The organism is Thalassotalea montiporae (assembly GCF_053485855.1).
In genome coordinates this window covers 129,618-150,759 of record NZ_JBQRUO010000002.1, presented here as the reverse complement: position 1 = coordinate 150,759, position 21,142 = coordinate 129,618, and the positions used below count along the sequence as shown (strand labels likewise).

Annotated in this window: 11 protein-coding genes; 9 read left to right on the top strand and 2 right to left on the bottom strand. The window is 45.5% G+C overall.

Annotation, left to right across the window (positions count from 1 at the left end):
* Nucleotides 1-72 precede the first annotated feature (72 nt).
* The 8 genes from ACSLUR_RS07290 to metH all read left to right on the top strand — a co-directional run bounded on the left by ACSLUR_RS07290 (nucleotide 73) and on the right by metH (nucleotide 17,045).
* Nucleotides 73-4,119: a YhdP family protein gene (locus tag ACSLUR_RS07290; protein ID WP_448553194.1), complete on the top strand. Its 4,047-nt coding sequence runs from the start codon at nucleotides 73-75 to the stop codon at nucleotides 4,117-4,119.
* Entirely contained in the window at nucleotides 4,112-5,002 is an 891-nt protein-coding gene (locus ACSLUR_RS07285) for a carbon-nitrogen hydrolase family protein (RefSeq protein WP_448553192.1), read from the top strand. The genes ACSLUR_RS07290 and ACSLUR_RS07285 overlap by 8 nt, the downstream gene beginning before the upstream one ends.
* The gene (gene tldD, locus ACSLUR_RS07280; protein WP_448554344.1) at nucleotides 4,995-6,434 is read left to right on the top strand and encodes a metalloprotease TldD; all 1,440 of its coding nucleotides are present in this window, start codon (nucleotides 4,995-4,997) and stop codon (nucleotides 6,432-6,434) included. Before ACSLUR_RS07285 ends, tldD begins: the two co-directional genes overlap by 8 nt.
* A gap of 200 nt (nucleotides 6,435-6,634) precedes the next feature.
* A complete protein-coding gene (locus ACSLUR_RS07275) occupies nucleotides 6,635-9,772 on the top strand; it encodes an efflux RND transporter permease subunit (RefSeq protein WP_448553190.1) in 3,138 nt (1,045 codons plus the stop codon).
* A gap of 9 nt (nucleotides 9,773-9,781) precedes the next feature.
* Nucleotides 9,782-10,963, top strand: a complete 1,182-nt coding sequence (locus tag ACSLUR_RS07270) for an efflux RND transporter periplasmic adaptor subunit (RefSeq protein WP_448553188.1) — start codon at nucleotides 9,782-9,784, stop codon at nucleotides 10,961-10,963.
* A gap of 125 nt (nucleotides 10,964-11,088) precedes the next feature.
* The gene (locus ACSLUR_RS07265; protein WP_448553186.1) at nucleotides 11,089-12,159 is read left to right on the top strand and encodes a trypsin-like peptidase domain-containing protein; all 1,071 of its coding nucleotides are present in this window, start codon (nucleotides 11,089-11,091) and stop codon (nucleotides 12,157-12,159) included.
* 202 nt (nucleotides 12,160-12,361) lie between these two features.
* The gene (locus ACSLUR_RS07260) at nucleotides 12,362-13,327 is read left to right on the top strand and encodes a homoserine O-succinyltransferase (RefSeq protein WP_448553184.1); all 966 of its coding nucleotides are present in this window, start codon (nucleotides 12,362-12,364) and stop codon (nucleotides 13,325-13,327) included.
* Nucleotide 13,328: 1 nt separating this feature from the next.
* Nucleotides 13,329-17,045, top strand: coding sequence for a methionine synthase (gene metH, locus ACSLUR_RS07255; protein ID WP_448553182.1), 3,717 nt, complete (start codon nucleotides 13,329-13,331; stop codon nucleotides 17,043-17,045).
* A gap of 124 nt (nucleotides 17,046-17,169) precedes the next feature.
* On the opposite strand, the gene ACSLUR_RS07250 is transcribed toward metH, so the two are convergent.
* Nucleotides 17,170-18,177: an NADP-dependent oxidoreductase gene (locus tag ACSLUR_RS07250; protein WP_448553180.1), complete on the bottom strand. Its 1,008-nt coding sequence runs from the start codon at nucleotides 18,175-18,177 to the stop codon at nucleotides 17,170-17,172.
* Between the two features lie 234 nt (nucleotides 18,178-18,411).
* Here ACSLUR_RS07250 and ACSLUR_RS07245 point away from each other — a divergent pair, with 234 nt between their 5' ends.
* Complete coding sequence (locus ACSLUR_RS07245; protein WP_448553178.1) at nucleotides 18,412-18,663, top strand: hypothetical protein; 252 nt, start codon at nucleotides 18,412-18,414, stop codon at nucleotides 18,661-18,663.
* Nucleotides 18,664-18,739: 76 nt separating this feature from the next.
* On the opposite strand, the gene ACSLUR_RS07240 is transcribed toward ACSLUR_RS07245, so the two are convergent.
* Nucleotides 18,740-20,746, bottom strand: coding sequence for a methyl-accepting chemotaxis protein (locus ACSLUR_RS07240; RefSeq protein WP_448553176.1), 2,007 nt, complete (start codon nucleotides 20,744-20,746; stop codon nucleotides 18,740-18,742).
* Nucleotides 20,747-21,142 lie beyond the last annotated feature (396 nt).

Sequence of the window (21,142 nt, the reverse complement as noted above, 5' to 3'; positions counted from 1 at the left end):
ATAACAGGCATAAATTGCAGGCTTAAAAAACTGGCAAAAATAATTGGCGTTAAAAACTAGGTAGTAACAAATTTGAATATAACGGCATTTTCAAACAGATGGTTAAATCGACTCTACAAGTGTATCGCCATACTCTTGGTTGTCGTTGCCGTATTGATCAGTGCCATGCGCTTGTTACTGCCTTATATGCAAAATTATCGGGCTGAACTTCAAAACCATATTAATACGACCTACAACACCAATATTCACATTGGTGCGCTATCCATGGATTGGCAAAAAGTTGGGCCTGTTTTAGTCGCTAACAATGTTCGCTTGGTTGATACCGAATCAGCCGTTGTTTTTATCGAACATTTAGACATTAAAGTTAACTTTTGGCGCAGTATTCAGCACCGCACGCTAGTTACCAGAGGGCTGACGTTAGACGGCGCTAAAGTCGTGATAGATACGACTAAACTTGCCAACAACGGCGTCAGCACCGAAGACAGCTCAATTTACGACCGTTTATCTGACATTTTCCTGCTGCACGTCAGCAACTTTTCATTAACCAACAGCCAAGTTGTGGTGCGCACGGCTGGTGGCGACAAAAAACTCGCCCTTAAACACCTTAACTGGCTTAACCAAGGCAATCGTCACCGCGCTAGTGGTGAGGTGTTAGCTCAAGGCTTAGCGACCAATACCGCCAAAGTGTTGGTTGATTTTACCGGTAGTGAAGTGGCGGATATGTCAGGCCAAATCTACTTGCAAGGCCAGCGTGTTAACGTCACGCCATGGCTAGATCGTGCGTTAACCCTAGAAAATGATAAAACCTACTCTGAGCTTAATTGGCAGTCTTGGCTGACCATAGACAATGGCCTAGCCAGTAACTTACTCGTTTCAATCGAAGACTCTAAACTACGCTGGATTGTCGACGAGCAAGAGCATGAAGTACAACTTAAAGAAGCGTTGCTCAATGCTGACATTTTAGGTGATCGTATTGTCTTAAATTCTGCGCCTATTAGTTTGGCAGTGAGCGGCCAAGCGTGGCAACCAATCTACCTGAATGCTGATGTTATTGGTGACGAAGTTGACGCTTACCTCTCTGGTTTAGATATCGCTGGTGTAAGCGAACTGCTGCCGTTATTTGTGGACTCACCAAAGCTTTCAGCAACACTTATTCAGCTTAGCCCAAGTGGGAAACTAAACGATATTCACGTTCGTCGCTTGTCAGGTGAATTTGCCGCAACGGCTGAGCTAATTGATTATCAACAGAATTATGCAAACGGAATTCCGGGCGTTGGCCGACTTAATGCCAGTGTTATCGCACAAGGTAAGCAAGTCATCGCTCAGCTAAAGGCAAGCGATAGCCAATTGGATTTTGCCGAGCACTTTAAGCAGCCAATTGCTTTTAATGAACTGGCGGCCAGTTTATCGGCCCAATTTGGTGATACTGGCCTGAACTTAAATGTCGACAGCTTTGATTTTGTTGCACCTAACATTGCATTAGCAGGTGAAGTGAATATTACGGTGCCTAAAGGCGGTAATGCCAGCATGGCGCTACTGGCCAATATTGAGCGTGCGAATGTGCAGCAAGTTAATTTGTATTACCCGCACCGCTTAATGGGTGATGATCTCGTTAACTATCTCGATCGCAGTTTAATTGATGGACAAATTAGCTCGGGTCAGGTGTTGTTTAATGGAGCCTTTCGCGATTTTCCGTTTAACGAGCAGCAAGGTATTTTTGTCGTTGATGCTGAGCTAAGCAATGCCACGTTTGCTTTCGACACCAAATGGCCAGCCATTAAGCAAATGGATGCCAATTTAAACTTTACCAATAATGGTATGTTGATAACGGCGCGCGAAGGTAGCCTGACGGGTTTAAATGTTGCAGGTGTTACCGCTGAAATTACTGATCTCAGCAAAGAGCAATTATTACTGGTATCAGCAGACATTAACCAAGAATCACCTGCCAATGTCACGCAATTAATGCAGCAAAGCCCACTGAAAAAGAGTGTGGGTGAAGTGCTGACGACACTGCAGATTAGCAAGCCAATATCCGGTAAATTCGATCTATCGCTGCCACTTAAGGATATTAAAGGAGTGATGGCGAAAGGCTACGTTGACTTTGTTGATAACCAGCTAGAGTTAACTAAACCGGCGATGTCATTCGCTAACGTTAATGGTCGGCTGACCTACCAAAATGACGTGATTGATACTCAGGGCTTATCGCTGAAGTGGCGTAATATGCCGCTGAGCATTGAGGTGATTGGCCGTGACCAGCAAGACTATTATCAAACCTTGTTGGCAATTAAAGGTGACTGGACAGCTGAGGAGTGGCTGGCACAAGTGCCAGAGCCGCTAAAACCCTATGCGGATGGGCAATTGAATTGGCTAGGCCATGTGGCGTTGAATTCGCATCGCGGTGGTGGCTTTAGCTACGAAGCCGATATAACCAGTGACTTATTGGCGACAGCGCTAAATTTGCCAGCGCCATATGGTAAAGCTAAGCAATCGTCATTGCCGTTAACGGCGAAAGTCACAGGGCAGTTGGATAAATCGACGGTTTCTGTCAGTGCTGGCGAAGAGCTCAGTTTTTATGGCGTGCTTGATCATAGTGAAACACAATTTCAGCGTTCGCACTTAGTATTGGGTAATGACACCATGTTGTTGCCGATGAATGGTTTTCACATCACAACTAAGCTTGCTTATGCCGACATACAGGCGTGGCAGCCTTTTATTGACGACATTCTAAAAAGTTTACCGAAAAGTAGTAAAGATAATAAAACCACCAGTTTATTTCCTGCGCCAGAGCGAATTCGCGGTAATATTGACCAACTTGATGTCTTAGGGCAATCGCTTACCAATGTGTCTTTTAACCTGCTTGATGAAAAAAATTGGTGGTTACTCAGGCTCAATGCCAAAGAGGCGCGTAGTGAGATAAAATTCTTCCCGAATTGGCACGAACAAGGGCTTGAAGTTGATGCTGATTTTATTCATTTAGCGGCTGATATGGGCGACGAAGGAATCGCAGATGAAGGCGCTAAACCAAGCGCAGATGAAGCCACAGATAAGAACCAAACTACACAGGAGCCAGTTGAGTTAACCTATCAAGAGCGTTTGGCGTTATTTAATAGTATTCCGAAGTTAGATGTGGTGTGTGATAGCTGTAAACTGGGCAAACTAGATTTTGGTCAAGTGAGTTTTCAGCTTAAACACAATGGTGACAAGTTAAACTTGGAAAACTTTAAAGCCAGTCGCGATAAATCTAAGCTTGAGCTTGCCGGATTCTGGCGGTTAAGCCCTGAGCAGTCGATGACTGAGCTGACCGGCAAAATTAATATTAATGAGCTTGAGCGTGAGTTTGATAAATTTGATTACGCCAGTGTGATTAAAGATAGCGGCATGACAGCCGACTATGATGTTTATTGGCAAGGCGGCCCAACTGAATTTAGTTTAGCCAAACTTAATGGCCAAGCATCGATTGATATTGACGATGGCTACTTAAGTGAAGTGAGTGATAAGGGAGCACGCATTTTTTCAGTGCTAAGCTTGCAGTCGCTAGTACGTAAACTCACCTTAGATTTTCGCGATATTTTCTCTGATGGCATGTTCTACACCTATATTCGCGCCGACGCACAAGTTAAAGATGGGGTCTTGTATACCGACAATATGCGCATGAAAGGCGCAGCGGGTGACCTATCGGTGAAAGGCAATACTGAACTGGCGGCAGGTATTCTCGACTATCGCATGAGCTACAAGCCGAATTTAACTTCAAGCTTGCCCGTATTGGCGTGGATCGCCACTCTAAACCCAGCAGTTTTCCTCGCTGGAGTCGCTATTGATGAGGTGTTTACTTCACAGGTGGTGTCAGAGTTTAATTTTGAGCTGACGGGCAGTGTTAACGAGCCTATCTTTAAAGAAGTTAATCGCAAAAGCCGTGACGTGAGTGTTGGTCGCTCTACGCCGCCAACGTTTGTCGAAAATAAGCGAGCTAGGCCAGCAAAGCCAGCTAAGCCAGCAGAGCCGGAAGATATTATGCCAGAAGGCCAGCTTGATGAATTTATCCCACCGACACCACTAGATTTAAACCTTAACCTGGTTCCTAACTTAGGCCCTAACTTAAATATGTACAATAATGGCTAAGCAAACAGTTCGCCTCTCGGCAGTGCAAATGTGCGCCATGCCGGATATTGATGCCAATCTAGCGCAAATTGCTGAGCAATTAACAGTGCTGACAAGCAAGGACGATAGTCATGCGGCTGCTAGTGTAACGAGTAACGCAGAAGCTGATCACATCGTGCTACTGCCAGAATGTTGCCTTTACTTTGGTGGCAAAGAGCAAGATCAATTGCAGCTTGCCCATAATGCTGAGCAGCAGGCTAAAATATTCCAAGGGCTTGCTGCATTAGCTGAGCGCTATCAGGTGTATTTACTTGCCGGTAGCTTGCCAACGCCAGCCAAGACACCAGACAGGTTTTACAATACGTCGTGTTTATTCTCACCGCAGGGTAAATTGCTCTGTGACTACCAAAAATTGCATTTGTTCGATGTCAGTGTTGCTGACAATGAAAAAAATTACCAAGAGTCACGCTACACAGCAGCAGGGGAGCAAACGAGCTGTATAGCGCTACCTTTTGCCCAATTAGGTTTATCAATCTGCTATGATGTTCGCTTTCCTGAGTTATATCGCCAATTAGCGGACCAAGGCGCGGATATCATTACCGTTCCAGCTGCGTTTACTCGAGTGACCGGTAAAGCGCATTGGCAAACATTACTGCAAGCAAGGGCGATTGAAAACCAAGTTTATATTATTGCTGCTGGCCAAGAAGGCGTGCATGCTAATGGCAGAGAAACCTGGGGGCATTCGATGATCATCAGCCCCTGGGGTGAAATATTAGCCGAACAGGAAGCGGGTATTGGCGTGATTAGTGCCGACTTTGATCCTGATTTGTTGGCGCAAGTAAGAAACAGTATTCCGGTTCGCCAACACAACCGATTTAAAACAGAGTTAATCCATGATGAATAAAGTTGAGCAAGTGTTACTTGCAGATAGTCAGTTAGATCGCAGTGCGTTAACTGACACCCTCAGTCAAATCCACCAACATCAAGTGGACTTTGCGGATTTATATTTTCAATCATCACGTCATGAATCGTGGATGCTTGAAGACGGTATTGTTAAAGAAGGCTCATACAATATTGAACGTGGCGTCGGTATTCGTGCGATTTCAGGCGAAAAAACGGGTTTTGCATACTCGGATGATATTTCACTACAAGCATTAGACAAAGCAGCCAACGCTGCGCGTGGCATTGCGGCAAGTGGTCAGCATGGCAAGGTACAAGTTTTTAGCGATGTGAGCAGTGAAACGATTTACCATGCAATTGACCCACTAGCGAGCTTAAGCCAAGAAAAGAAAATCGCGCTGATGCATGAGGTTGAAGCACATGCACGCAGTGTCGACAGTCGAGTTAGCCAAGTGATTGTCAGTTTATCTGGCGTTTATGAACATGTGCTAGTCGCTGCTACTGATGGCACCTTTGCAACCGATATTCGCCCACTTGTTCGTTTAAATTGTTCGGTACTTGTTGAGTCTAACGGTAAGCGTGAGCGCGGTAGTTCTGGTGGTGGTGCCCGAACTGACTATAGCTATTTCTTTGAAGCCCAAGGCGACAAGCCAAGATATAAATTCTACGCAGAAGAAGCGGTGCGCCAAGCGGTGGTTAATTTAGATGCCATTGATGCTCCTGCTGGTAGCTTCCCTGTCGTTTTAGGTGCTGGTTGGCCAGGGGTGCTATTGCACGAGGCGGTTGGTCATGGTCTTGAGGGGGATTTCAATCGCAAAGGTTCGTCAGCATTCTCTGGCAAAGTAGGCCAGCAAGTAGCATCTAGCCTGTGTACCATCGTTGATGATGGCACCTTGGCTGACCGTCGAGGCTCATTAAATATTGATGATGAAGGGACGCCAGGCCAATACAACGTACTGATTGAAGACGGTATTTTAAAAGGCTATATGCAAGACAAACACAATGCTGGCTTAATGGGAGTTGCACCAACGGGTAATGGTCGCCGTGAGTCATACGCGCACCTGCCTATGCCGCGTATGACCAACACTTACATGCTTGCTGGTGAGTCCTCGCCAGAAGATATTATTAAGTCAGTGAAAAAGGGGATTTACGCGCCTAATTTTGCGGGTGGTCAAGTAGACATTACCTCAGGTAAGTTCGTATTTACTAGCGCTGAAGCTTATTTAATTGAAAACGGTGAAATTACCTCGCCAGTCAAAGGGGCAACCTTAATTGGTAGTGGTCCTGAGTCAATGCAAAAAGTTAGCATGGTGGGTAATGACTTAGCCTTAGATGCTGGCGTTGGCGTATGCGGTAAGGATGGTCAAAGCGTACCTGTAGGTGTTGGCCAACCGACATTAAAAGTAGATGAAATGACTGTTGGTGGTACCCAGTAATCGCATTTATGATGGTTAACACTAAGGCTGCTTTTGCAGCCTTTTTTTATGAGCTGCAGTCACAGCGTATGAGATGAGTTGTAACGACTTGTTACGCTTTGTCATTTTATCGCATAAATTATCGCGTTAAACTTATCGGGCTCCCGTCGCGAGCAGAGATTGGTTACCCTGTGCGGCGAAAACGAAAACTAGAGCCTGCCATGAATTTAACCCGAGCCGCATTAAAAAATCCCGCCGCAATTATTGTCGTTGCTGCCTTAATTATGGTGTTTGGTCTGTTAAGCGTGACTAAACTACCCATTCAGTTGACACCAGATATCGAACAGCCTCAAATCTCGATTTTTACTGGCTGGCGCAGTGCTGCGCCGGAAGAGATGGAATCCGTCATTATTGAGCCGCTGGAAAATGCTGTTAAAAACACGCAAGGAGTGACTAAGGTAACCACCTTTATCCAGCGTGGCTCAGGCAATATCACCCTTACCTTTGACGTGGGTGCGGATATGCAAAAGGCGATGCTTGAGGTGATTAACAACCTTAACCAAGCGCCACCACTGCCGCTTGATGCAATTGAGCCTGTGGTATCTGCTGGCGGCGGGCGCGGTGGCCCACAAACCGCGTCATTGCTGATCAAAACCTTACCTGATAATCCCAATCGCGATCTCGGTCAATACCAAAAGCTGATTGAAGATGTGGTGAAGCCGCGTTTTGCACGTATTCCGGGTTTAGCGCAAGTGAATTTAGCCAGTCATCGTCCACGAGAGTTAAGGGTAACCTTTGACCCGCTGCGTGCGGCTTCTCTTGGTTTACCTATCGGTGATATTAGCGCCACTATCGCACGGGCAAACGACGTTTCGGCAGGTACAGCTGATGTTGGGCGACGCCAATATACTGTGCGCTTTGCTGGCAAGTATGATGTCGATAACCTCACCGAGATGATTGTTGGTTATAGCGGCAATCGCCCGATTTATTTAAAAGACATCGCAACGGTAGAAAACACCTTAGTAGATCGCAATGGCTTTAGCCTGCGCAGCGGTCAACCGGCTTATTACTTCACCTTAACAAGGCAAAATGATGCCAATACCGTGGCGTTACTTGATGAAATAAACGTTGCGATTAAAGAGCTCAATGAAGGGCCAATGCGTGCCGCTGGCCTAACCATTGATTTAAGTTTTGACTCTTCAGTACACATTCGCAATGCCTTAACACTGGTGAAAAGCAACTTAGGACTTGGGGTGTTATTAGCGCTGATTATCCTGTGGTTGTTCTTGCGCGGTATGCGCAACACGTTAATTATTGCGACCACGATCCCGATCTCTTTGTTTGTGTCATTTGTTGCGCTAAGTATTTTTGAGCGAAGCTTAAATGTCATTTCGTTGGCGGGCTTAGCATTTTCGGTTGGCTTGGTACTTGATGCCGCCATTATTGTGCAAGAAAACATTGTGCGAATGCGTACCAATGGCTTAGATAATCACAAGGCAGTGCTTCGCGGTGCCATGCAAGTAACAGGCGCGCTGTTTGCTTCGACAGCGACAAGTGTCGCTATTTTTCTACCAATATTATTTATGGAAGGGATTGAAGGGCAGCTGTTTTCTGATTTAGCGTTGACCTTATCGATAGCCGTTATTGCTTCACTCGTTACTGCGATAACAGTATTGCCAATTGCCAGCAAGTTTTGGCTGAAAAATGTTAAAGAGTCTGATCCTTATGACCATTATTGGCAAAAGCTAACAAACTTAGTGATGCGCTTAACCAACTCGCGAATTAAACGCTACAGCTGGATTGGCGTGTTACTCGGTGGCTCTTTAGTGATCAGCGTTACTATGCTACCGAAAACTGATTTTATGCCTCGCGCGCCGATTGATGGCTTCTTTTACTCGCTGAACATGCCGCCAGGTGGCAATGTTGATTTTGTCGAAAATGAGATGGCTGCTTTAATCAAAGCGCGTCTAGCGCCATATTTAGCCGGTGAGCAGCAACCTAAGATTAAAAGTTATAACTTCTATTCAAACGGCTCTGCCAACACTGGCGGCTTTATTTATGCTGACGACCCAACACGGGTGGAAGAGCTGATGAACATAGTGCGTAACGAAATATTCAAAGGCCTGCCAGACACCCAAGCCTTCCTGTTTCGTGGCTCAATGATTAATGTTTCTGGTGGCGGTAATGGTCGCACGGTCGATATTGATATTTCAGGCCCTGATATTGAAACCTTGATGTCAGTTGCACAAGTTGGCATTGACGCGATAAACCAGAACATGGCAAATACCACCGCATTTCCGATGCCGAGCTTAAGCTTGGCAGAGCCTGAACTTAAGTTAACGCCTGACGATCAACGCATTACCCAAGCAGGGTTAACTCGCCATGATGTTGCCAATGCGGTACGCGCATTTACCAGTGGTTTATTCATTAACGAGTACTTTGACGGTAACGATCGAGTCAATGTGATTTTGCGCGCCGATCAATGGCAAACGCCAGATGAACTCGCTGCTTTACCTGTGTTTTCACCGTTCGCTGGCATTCAAACCATAGGTGAGCTAACTCAGATAGAGCGCACTGCAGGGCCCACGCAATTGCGCCGTGTAGACGGTAAGCGCACCATTAGCATTCAAGTAACACCACCAGCAGATATGTCGTTGGAAGAAGCGCTGGCAATACTGAGTGAAAAAGTCGTACCCGCGATGCAGGCAGATTTACCGGATGACTCATCAATTTTACTCAGTGGTAATGCCAACAAAATGGCCGCCGCGATCCAAGATATGATCCAAAACTTTGTGTTAGCACTGGTGATTCTATTTTTGTTGATGACGGCTTTGTTTAAGTCAGCAAAAGACAGCTTATTAGTGTTATTAGTAATGCCACTAGCCGTTGCTGGTGGTGTACTAGCGTTAAATGGCTTGAACTTGTTTACCTATCAGTCGTTAGACTTGCTGACCATGATTGGCTTTATTATTTTACTTGGCCTAGTGGTTAACAATGCAATCTTATTAGTTGATCAAACCCGCCAAGCTGAACGCGAAGGGCTAACGCGCCGCCGCGCGGTTGCGCAAGCCGTGCGCGTAAGAGCAAGACCTGTGTATATGAGTACCTTAACCAGTTTATTCGGCATGTTGCCGTTAATGCTAATGCCAGGTGTGGGCAGTGAAATTTATCGTGGTCTGGCAACCGTTATTGTGGGTGGCATGATGGTGAGTGCGCTATTCACCTTAGTGTTGTTTCCTGCATTGCTGCGTTTCAATGAATCAGACAGCAAGGTTGATGGCAACGACGATGAAAACAATACCAGTGACAATATTGAGCCGTTGCACCCAGCGCCACAACTTAAAATTAGCAACCGCTAGGAATTTATGATGTTTGTTAAACTATATAGCCCAAATAAAAGCAGCCATAGTAAAAGTAGCCCAATTAAAAGCAGCCAAAGCAAAGGTCCCTTTCGTTCTTCAGGTCGTTCTTCACGCAGCGCTTCACGTAAGAGTTTTCGCGTAATCAATAGAGCTTGTAAGCCATTCATATTGGCTACTGGTTTGCTGTTGTCACTGGTAAGCAATGCTAATGAAGCACCAGCCAGTGCGGTGAAAGTAGATGTTGTGACTAGTATGTCGCTAGCAGCAACGGCAGAGTTAATGGGCACAGTTCACAGTAAAATGCACGTTCCTATTACCGCAGGGGTTAGTGGCCGAGTAGATTGGGTGGCAGCACCAGGTAGCTTTGTAAGGGCTGGCGGCGAATTAGTGAAAATGGATATGTTGCCATTGAAGTTAAGCCGAGCGGAGCATGTTGCTCAACTTAAACGCGCTAAGGTTAATCGCGATTATTACGCTAATGAAGTGAATCGCTTAGAAACGTTGCGTAAAACCAATGCCACTTCGCAATTTCAATTAGATCAAACGCGCTCTCAATTTGAACTGGCTGAAGCTGATATCGAAATTGCGCAATTACAGTTAGAGCAAATTGACGATCAAATCTCGCGTGCAACTGTGGCAGCTCCATATGATGGTGTAGTCACTGAGCGCTTGGTGTTAGCCGGAACAGATGTTAATCGCAGCGATGTGCTCAGCCGATTTTTAGATACCGAGCATTTAGAGGCAAGAGTTTTTGTGCCAGTAAAATATTTAGCGTTCTTGCGCTTAGGCAATGAGTTAACGCTTGCCAATGAGCAACAAACATTAAATGCGGCGATCACCGCAGTGATCCCAAGTGCCGACCCTCGCTCGCAAACCTTTGAAGTGCGCGTTGAAATTCCAAGCCACTTGAATAGCCAATGGGCTGCTGGTCAATTGGTTAAAGTCACAGTGCCAATCCAGCAAGCACAACCGACATTAACGGTGCATCGTGATGCTTTAATCTTACGAAAAGATGGCACCTATGTGGTGAAAGTTGGCGTAGATAACAAGGTATCGCGTTTACCGGTAAAGGTCGGTAAAGGAACGTTTGAACGCGTCTCTGTTAGTGGCGAATTGTACGATGGTGACAAAGTTGCTATTCGCGGTGCAGAACGACTGCAAGACGGTCAAACCGTAGTTATTCAGTAAATCTTTAACTGTGGATAGTTGTTAGCTTTAACAATCAAGTTATCAACAGTCTATAAACTCCTGATATTAATGTGATAGAGTTAAGCCATAAGAATAATTGGTTTAGCTCTTTCAGATCTCAAATTTTGTCAAAATTCATCGCCTTTATTAAATATATACTTCAGTCAGCAAGCTATGGTGTGCTTGCTGCCGTTATCTTGATCTTGTTAGTACCTGATTTGCGCATGCAGTTGGCTAACTCAACGTTTTTAAATGGCGAGAAAGAAGAAACCGCACCTTTGTCATACGCTAAAGCGGTCAGCAGAGCAGCGCCCGCTGTTGTCAATATCTACTCAACTGATCATGCTCAGCCAAGGCGTTATTCCCGCAATGTCGCTAATACTACCCGTTTAGGTTCAGGGGTGATCATGGATCCTAACGGCTACATATTGACTAACTACCATGTGGTGCAAAATGCGGATCTCGTGTCGGTATGGCTGCAAACAGGGCAGCGTTATGATGCGGTATTAATTGGTTTTGATATTTACACTGACTTAGCCGTGCTTAAAGTAGATGCTGTTAACCTGCCGGTTATTCCGCAGCGAAATGACTTGGAATCGCTTTCTGGCGATGTCGTGCTCGCGATTGGTAACCCGCTGAATTTGGGACAAACGGTCACTCAAGGCATTATCAGCGCAACGGGTCGCAATGGCCTAAGCAGCACTAGCTATTTGCAGTTCCTGCAAATGGATGCGGCTATCAATGAAGGCAACTCAGGTGGTGCCTTAGTTAACACAAACGGCGAGTTAGTTGGCATAAATTCCCGCAAATTTACGCAACGTAATTCACAGCTCAATGTGCAAGGTATCTTTTTTGCGGTGCCATATAAACTTGCCAATCGAGTTATGCAAAAAATTATCGAAAACGGCCGAGTAACACGTGGCTGGCTAGGTGTTAATACCGAGCAGCTGCCATCGCATACCAAAGGTTTTACCATTACTGCTGTTAGCCCAAACAGTCCAGCGCAACGAGCTGGCTTGCAAGTCGGTGACTTGGTTTATCAATTTGATGATGTTGAGATTACGGGTGTCGAGCAAGCTTTAGATATTGTTGCAGAAACCAGACCGGGTGAGAGCATTATGGTAAGCCTTTACCGTAATAAGCAAACGCTACAGTTACCTGTGCAAATTGGTGAGCTTAGGAACATCGGCAACTAAAGAGTACTTTTAATTAGGTGTCACTTTTAATTAGGGCTCACTGGTCATTAAGGCAATCACTAACTAAAGCAGAGCTTTACTTCATATCTTCAAATCATTTCTTAAACATGTTTAGACGTCTAAACGTTTAGATGTTGACATAGCTAAAGATCCAAGGCACATTTACTAGCTCAATTATTCGCTAGTGTCTTGTGGATTTGTTATGCCAATTAAAATTCCTGATCAGTTACCTGCCTTAAAAATTCTCGGTAACGAAGATATCTTTGTGATGTCGGAGCACCGCGCCGCCAATCAAGATATTCGCCCAATGGAAATGGCGATCCTCAATTTAATGCCGAATAAAATTGAAACCGAAGTGCAGATTCTGCGCATGCTGTCGAATACGCCGTTGCAAATTAATGTCGATTTAGTGCGTATTCACGCCAACCCTTCAAAGAATACACCAACGTCGCATTTAGAGTCGTTTTATCGCTTGTTTGATGATGTAAAAGACAAGCAATACGATGGCATGATCGTTACCGGTGCGCCGCTTGGCTTAATGAATTACAAAGAAGTCAGCTATTGGCATAAAATTCAAGAAGTATTCGATTGGGCGCAGAAGAATGTAGTGTCTACTATGTACTTGTGTTGGGCAGCACATGCGGCTTTGTATCATCATTACGGCTTAGAGCGTCAGCTTCGTGAGGCTAAACTTTCCGGCGTTTACCGCCATGATAAGTTGCGTCCCCATGAAAAACTGACGCGTGGTTTTGATGATGAATTTTGGGTGCCACATTCTCGCTACGGTGAAGTGTTGCCAGAGGATTATCAATCGGTTGAGAGCTTAAATATTCTCGCTCAATCAGCAGAGGCAGGGGTTTATTTAAGCGCCAGTGAAGACAAACGCCAAGTGTTTGTCACTGGCCATCCTGAATATGACCCAACCACGTTAGACGATGAATATCGCCGAGATTTAACCGCAGGTTTGTCTGACGATTTAGCGCCAGCGATTCCCGTCAATTACTATCGCGATAACAATCCAGATTCTGCGCTTGAGAAACCGCCAGCGAGTAAATGGCGCAGTCATGGTAGCCTGTTGTTTAACAACTGGATCAACTACTATGTGTATCAAATCACCCCTTACCAATTAGATGCTGAGCATATTCAGACATCAATCACAGGAGAGTAACGTGCAGCAGTTAGCATCGTTTCAACAACTTCAGCAAGCCCTTAACGAGCGTATTTTAATTCTCGACGGCGGTATGGGGACTATGATCCAGAACCGCAAGTTCAGCGAAAGTGATTTTCGCGGTGAGCGCTTTCAAGACTGGCACTGTGATATCCAAGGCAATAACGATTTATTAGTGCTGACCCAGCCAGAGACGATTAAGGCAATCCACTCTGAATACCTTGAAGCTGGCGCCGATATTCTGGAAACCAATACCTTTAACGCAACGACGATTGCCATGGCTGACTACGACATGGAAGCGTTAAGTGCTGAAATTAACCTAGAGGCAGCTAAACTGGCGCGCGCTGCAGCAGATGAATACACCAAGAAAACACCACACAAACCGCGTTTTGTTGCGGGTGTATTAGGGCCAACAAACCGCACTTGTTCAATCTCCCCTGATGTTAATGACCCTGCGTTTCGCAATATTACGTTTAACGAATTAGTTACGGCGTACAAAGAATCGACCGAGGCACTTATTGACGGTGGCTCAGACATTATTCTTATCGAAACCATTTTCGATACGCTAAACGCCAAAGCCGCCATTTTTGCCGTTGAAACTGTGTTTGCTGAGCGTGGTGTGAAGCTGCCGATCATGATTTCCGGCACCATTACTGACGCTTCAGGTCGTACGCTTTCAGGTCAAACAACCGAAGCATTTTACAACTCGCTGCGTCATGCCAAGCCGATTTCTTTTGGCCTGAATTGTGCGCTTGGGCCTGTTGAGCTGCGCCAATACGTGGAAGAAATGAGCCGTATTTCTGATGTCGCGGTTTCTGCTCACCCTAATGCAGGCTTGCCAAATGCCTTTGGTGAGTATGACTTCTCGGTAGAAGACATGAACGAACATGTGCAGGAATGGGCACAGTCGGGCTTTTTAAATATTATTGGTGGCTGTTGTGGTACCACACCTGAGCATATTCGTGGCATGGCAGAAACCGTTGCCAATATCGCACCGCGCAAAATTGAAGCGCGTGCAACAGCGTGTCGATTATCGGGCTTAGAGCCGCTGACCATTGAAAAAGAAACCTTGTTCGTGAACGTGGGTGAGCGTACTAACGTGACCGGCTCGGCGATTTTCCGCCGACTTATTACCGAAGAAAATTACGATCAAGCCATCGCGGTTGCGCTACAGCAAGTAGAAAACGGTGCACAAATTATTGATATCAATATGGATGAAGGCATGTTGGATTCAAAAGCGGCGATGGTGCGCTTTTTGAACCTAATTGCTGGTGAGCCAGATATCGCGAAAGTGCCGATCATGCTCGACTCCAGTAAATGGGACATTCTTGAAGCTGGTTTGCAGTGTATCCAAGGTAAGGGGATTGTTAACTCCATCAGCCTAAAAGAAGGCGAGGAGATTTTCCGTAAGCAAGCTGAGCTGCTCAGACGCTATGGCGCAGCAGTTATTGTTATGGCGTTTGACGAAGTAGGCCAGGCCGATACCCGTGAGCGCAAGTTTGAAATCTGTAAACGCGCTTATCATATTCTGGTCGATGAAATCGGTTTCCCCGCAGAAGACATTATTTTTGACCCGAACATTTTTGCCGTTGCCACCGGTATTGACGAGCATAACAACTATGGTGTCGACTTTATCGAGGCAGTGAAAGACATCAAAGAAAACCTGCCTTATGCCATGGTCTCTGGTGGTGTATCTAATGTGTCTTTCTCATTCCGTGGTAACAACCCAGTGCGCGAAGCGATTCACGCGGTCTTCCTGTACTACGCCATTAAAAACGGCATGGACATGGGCATTGTTAACGCTGGCCAACTCGCCATTTATTCCGACTTACCGGAAAAACTTAAAACGGCGGTAGAAGACGTTGTACTTAACAGTGACGATGGCGCAACGGAGCGCTTATTGGAAATTGCTGAAGAATATCGCGGTCAAGCGGGTGGCACGGCCAGTAAAGTTGATTTGGCTTGGCGTGAACTGCCCGTAAATAAGCGTCTTGAACATGCGTTAGTTAAAGGCATCAACGAATTTATTGTTGAAGACACCGAAGAAGCGCGCTTAGCTGCCAGTCGTCCGTTAGAAGTCATCGAAGGGCCACTGATGGACGGCATGAACGTGGTCGGTGACTTATTTGGCGCTGGCGAAATGTTCTTACCACAAGTGGTTAAATCTGCACGTGTCATGAAACAAGCGGTTGCCCACTTGCAGCCATTTATCGAAGCGGAAAAAACCGAAGCCAGCTCTAACGGCAAAGTGCTACTAGCAACGGTAAAAGGTGATGTTCACGATATCGGCAAAAACATTGTTGGCGTGGTGCTGCAGTGTAATAACTACGAAATTATTGACCTTGGCGTAATGGTGCCATGCGAAGAAATTTTGCGTGTTGCTCGTGAAGAAAATGTCGATGTGATTGGCTTATCGGGGCTTATCACGCCATCGCTTGATGAGATGGTGCACGTTGCCAAAGAAATGCAGCGTCAAGGCTTTGAATTACCGTTGCTGATTGGTGGTGCGACCACTTCGAAAGCCCATACGGCGGTAAAAATTGAGCCTCAATATGAGCACCCTGTGGTCTATGTGCCTAATGCCTCGCGCTCGGTGTCTGTGGTGAGTACCTTGTTGTCAGACGAGCAACGAGATGATTTTGTCGCTAAGCAAAAAGCCGAATACGTGAAAGTGCGTGAGCGTCACAACAAAAAAGGCCCACGTTCTTCATTGATTTCACTGGAAGACGCGCGTGCGAATCCAACACCAATTAGCTTTGATAACTACACGCCCGTCAAACCTAAAAAGCTTGGTGTCACGGTAATTGACGAGTTAGACCTTAATGAGGTGCGCAATTATATCGATTGGACGCCATTTTTTATGACGTGGCAGTTATCCGGCAAGTACCCCAAAATCCTTGAGCATGAACTAATTGGTGAAGAAGCGACTAAGCTATTCAACGACGCCAATGCCATGATTGACGATGTGATTAACAACAATAAGCTCAAAGCTAGTGCTGTGATTGGTTTATTCCCTGCCCATAGTGTGGGTGATGATATTGAGCTATTTGCTGATGCACAAAGTCAGCAATCGGGCGAGCGCTTGATGCGAATTCACCAGCTGCGCCAACAAGGTAAAAAGCCTGACGGGCAATATAACCGCTGTTTATCTGATTTTGTTGCACCAAAAGGCGCTGAAGCCAACGGCAAGCTTGTAGAAGATTACGTAGGCGCCTTTGCGGTATCTGCTGGCTTTGGAGCAGATGAACTAGTTAAAGCCTATGATGCTGAGCACGACACTTACAACAGTATTTTGTTAAAAGCCGTCGCGGATCGCTTAGCGGAAGCTTCAGCGGAATACTTACACGAAAAAGTACGTAAAGAATACTGGGGTTATGCACCTGATGAAGCCTTTGATAACGAAGCATTAATTCGCGAGCAATACCAAGGTATTCGCCCTGCACCAGGTTACCCAGCTTGCCCTGAACACACCGAAAAAGGCTTGCTTTGGGAGCTACTGGATGTAGAAAACAACATTGGCATGGAGCTAACCTCTAGCTATGCGATGTGGCCGGGCGCCGCAGTCAGCGGCTGGTACTTTGCTCACCCTGACTCGAAGTACTTTGCGGTCGCCAAGGTCAATAAAGACCAAGTGCTTGATTATGCGGCCCGTAAAGGTTTCACAATAGAACAAGCTGAGCGCTGGTTAGCAGCTAATTTGGATTATGATCCGGATTAAAGGCGCCAAAAACACGTTGCGCGAGTAACGAGTAACCAAGGTTTACATGTTAAATATGAAAAAGCTCGAAAGTTTATGCTTTCGAGCTTTTTATTAATCTGAATTTGTAAGTTTAAGCAGGCCGCTAGATTTTAATTAGCTGCTTACCTGTATTTGCACCTTTGTATAAATCAGCGAGTGCTTGCGGCGCATTTTCCAATCCTTCGGTAATGTTTTCACGATATTTTAATTCGCCTTGGGTGTACCACTGGGCAAGTTGTTGCAATGCGGCTGGCGCTTTAGCGGTGTGATCAATCAACACAAAGCCCATTACCGTTAAGCGCTTGGTCAGGATATGGCGATCGCGTCGCGGGCCTAATGGTGTTTCTGGCTCCCAGCTTTCCACAGCAGCAGTACCGACTTGTAGCGCACGAGCATTCATCGCTAGGTTAGGGTAAACCGCATCGGCGATAGCGCCAGAGGTGTTGTCAAAAAATACGTTGATACCTTCGGGCGCAAGCTCAGCAATGGCTTTTTCCAAGTTTTCAGTGGTTTTGTAGTTAAGTGCGTGATCGTAGCCAAATTCATTAACGCACATCTCGACTTTATCGTCGCTACCCGTTAAGCCGATCACTTTACAGCCTTTAATTTTGGCAATTTGACCAGCAATACTGCCCACACCACCAGCTGCTGTTGAAATTAACACGGTTTCACCTGCTTCAATTTTACCGAGCTCATTAAGTACCAAGTAGGCAGTTAAACCATTTGGCCCTAATGCCCCTAGAGCGCTTGAAATTGGGGCTAGCTCAGGGTTGATTTTACGGACCATAGGGTTGGGCTCACACACACAGTATTCTTGCCAGCCGAAAATGCCGTATACAGTATCGCCTTTCGCGTAATCTGGGTGTTTCGAGTCAACAATTTCACCAACACAAATCGAACGCATGACTTCATCAATTTGCACGGGTGGTAAATAGTTTGGTTCTAGTGATACCCAGCCACGCATTGCAGGGTCAATTGACAGGTAAATATTTTTAACGGCAATTTGACCATCAGCTAGCGTTAAATCTAGTTCAGTGGTTTTTGCTGAAAAGTGCGCTGGTCCTGGGATGCCGTCGGGGCGATTTGATAATACGATTTGGCGATTTTGCATCACACTCTACCTTTTATTCTTAGCTGCTAATAATAATCTGTTACTCCATTATAACCATCACGCCAGTAACTGGTTATCAGGTAATCTATTAACAGTAATGCAATTTTTGAATAACGACAGGCTATTTTCACAAGTGGAAGACTACGGCTGAGCCAGGTTTTGCGAAGAATAATAGCTCTGTTAAATCAGCTCGCGTAAAATCTTTGTTCTGTAACTCGTGATCTTTGTTTGTGAATGGCTAAACCTCGTAAAAAACTGCCGGAAAAATCTGTCGATATTTATTGCAGCAAATGCAATAGCGCCTTATTCCAATATAAAAAGGGCGGTAAAGGTGCGTTAGTCAAATGCTTTAAAGAACGTATTACCAAAGACTTCACCAATGAGCCTTGTCAGTGCCCTAATTGTCAGCAAGTGTTTGCCCGTGAACTGCTAATTCGTGGCACACCTGCGTATAAAATGATTGGTGGTAAGGTGTGGTTTAAATGAGGGTTGATGCCGCAAATAAAAGGGAGCCTGAAGCTCCCTAGTTGTTGTTGATTGATACGGCTAAAGCTAAAGTCAATTAAACCGTAAATTGTGCAATCATTTGGTTTAACTGCTGAGTAATATCGCGCTGCTCCGCACTCTTGCTTGCCATATTACCCGTTTGCGACACAGTGGTTTCGGCCAAGTCGTTAACCGCTGAGGTTTGTCGTGTAATTTCGTCAGACGCAAGTACCTGCTCACGGGTTGCCGACGCCGTTTCATTTGATTGCTGCTCAATAAGTGCAATTGCCTGGTTAATTTGCAGTAATTTGTCATTTACTTGCGTAATGATATCAGCGCTTTGGCTGGTTTTATCGCGACCAACGTGCATGGCATCTACGGCACTTGCTGCCGATGCGTGCAGTTTAGCAATGATTTCTTCAATCTCGCCTGTTGATTCTTGGGTTCGGCTCGCCAAGGTTCTCACTTCGTCGGCAACCACGGCAAAGCCTCTGCCTTGCTCGCCAGCACGCGCTGCCTCAATTGCTGCGTTTAAGGCAAGCAGATTAGTTTGTTCCGCAATACCTTTAATAACTTCAAGCATGGCGGTGATTGATTGCGAATTATGGTGTAATTCTTCAACCACATTGGCGGCATTTGAAACATCATGGGTTAGCTCATCCATCAACTGGCTTGCTTTAGCTGCAAGTTGTTGCCCTTCTGCTGATTCAGAATTGGCTTGAGTAGCATGATCAAGTGCCGTTTGCGCATTGTCAGAAATACCGTGGATGGTTTGGGTCATCTGTGATGTGGCTGTTGCAATTTGCTCAATATAGCCTTTTTGCTCAGACATAGTGCTAGAGAAATTATCTACGAGGTCGCTAACATCGCTTGATTCAACCAGTACCTTCTCTGTCGTCGTTTTGCTTTGTTTAACAATGTGCTGAATATTCTCGACAAATAGATTAAACGAATCGCTTAACTGGCCCAACTCGTCGTTTCTATTCATTTCAATTCGCTGTGTTAAGTCGCCTTCACCTGTAGCAATATCGTCCATTGCTTTGGCAATTTGTTGAATAGGCGTCGTTAACAGCCGTTGAATAGTTAGCATCATCACACCCGCAGTGACCAAGATAATCACAATAACTGCTAGTGAAGACGTCCAAATCGAGTGGTTAACTGGTTCATCAATCACGTATTGCGGCACCATAAAGCCAACACGCCAATCAAGCGCTAAAGTGTCATCTTTTATGCTGGCAACGTAGACTAGATAGTCTGCACCTTGCCAAGTGACATGCGTTAGCGCTTCGTCTTTTTGCTCTGCCAGCCTCATTAAATCGGCAAAGCCTGCTGCGCCTTCAATTTGACTGTCGACCACATTCAGTTTTGGCAGACTGCTCATGTCGATGCGATTTTGGCTGTCAGGGAATGAAATCAGTTGACCGTCAGCAGTAAATAAAAAGCCATAGCCTAGACCTTGGAATTTCATCGTATCAATTAAGCTGTGGCGAATTTCAGAGGCGAGAATGTCGATTCCCATTACACCGAGCAGTGAGCGATTATCGTCGTATACTGTGGTTTTAATGGAAGTGACAATCGACTTGTCGTTGGCATCAATTTCAGGCTTGGTAATAAACAAGCGATCTTTTGATAGCGCTTCGTGCCACCAAGGGCGCACACTGGTTGAATAGTTGGGATCGTTGTAGCGACCGTTTAAATCAAAGTACTCGTGCGTCGCTTTGGGCGCGTAAAATACTGACTTGATCATTGGGTCGCTTTGAGATTCGTTTTTAAAGAGCTGAACAATTTGCTGGTAGGCTTTATCGTCTGAGATATCACTACCTCGCTCGGTGTAATTTGCAAACCATTCATTGACGAAGGGGTTGCTTTGCAGTGAGGTAACCACACGCGAACGTTCGCGGAAAAATTCATGGATACCATCAGACGCTTGTGTTGTTGAAATGCGAATGTTTTGTAAAACAGAGGCTTCAACACTTGTAGCCCGTTCACTGGTAACGGTAAATGCCACAATAATGGCAATAACAGAAATAATGCTAGATACAGACAGTAGTACCTTGCGCATTACAGAGGGACGATTGGACATACTTCACCTTAATCATTTTACTTCAAAATACATCTTCTCAACCAAGTACAGCTTGTCGATTTTATTGTTATGTGAACCACTATTTTGACGAACTTGCTTCAGAAGGTCGTTCTATCGCCTGACTTACGATTGATATAATTATTGTTAATGGGCGATATCACGACCCCTAATCTTGACCAATCTGGTCGGATTTGTCACGTCAAAATTATTCATCCGTTGTGAATAATTACGCAGTAGTGATTGTTAAGGTGGCGACACAAACTAAGCAGTAAATAAAAGCTAAGCAGTAAATAAAGCTGAGCAGTAAAATTCATTCAGCTAGCTAGATGATTGGCAGTTAGGTGATTTGCCGTTAGATTCGTGCCATTGTTGGGCAAGCTTCAGAATAAAACGGAT

Excerpts from the sequence above, each read along its gene's own strand:
- ACSLUR_RS07285 (WP_448553192.1), top strand. The coding sequence starts at position 4,112 with ATGGCTAAGCAAACAGTTCGCCTCTCGGCAGTGCAAATGTGCGCCATG.
- tldD (WP_448554344.1), top strand. The coding sequence starts at position 4,995 with ATGAATAAAGTTGAGCAAGTGTTACTTGCAGATAGTCAGTTAGATCGC.
- ACSLUR_RS07275 (WP_448553190.1), top strand. The coding sequence starts at position 6,635 with ATGAATTTAACCCGAGCCGCATTAAAAAATCCCGCCGCAATTATTGTC.
- ACSLUR_RS07270 (WP_448553188.1), top strand. The coding sequence starts at position 9,782 with ATGTTTGTTAAACTATATAGCCCAAATAAAAGCAGCCATAGTAAAAGT.
- ACSLUR_RS07260 (WP_448553184.1), top strand. The coding sequence starts at position 12,362 with ATGCCAATTAAAATTCCTGATCAGTTACCTGCCTTAAAAATTCTCGGT.
- ACSLUR_RS07250 (WP_448553180.1), bottom strand. The coding sequence starts at position 18,177 with ATGCAAAATCGCCAAATCGTATTATCAAATCGCCCCGACGGCATCCCA.
- ACSLUR_RS07245 (WP_448553178.1), top strand. The coding sequence starts at position 18,412 with ATGGCTAAACCTCGTAAAAAACTGCCGGAAAAATCTGTCGATATTTAT.
- ACSLUR_RS07240 (WP_448553176.1), bottom strand. The coding sequence starts at position 20,746 with ATGTCCAATCGTCCCTCTGTAATGCGCAAGGTACTACTGTCTGTATCT.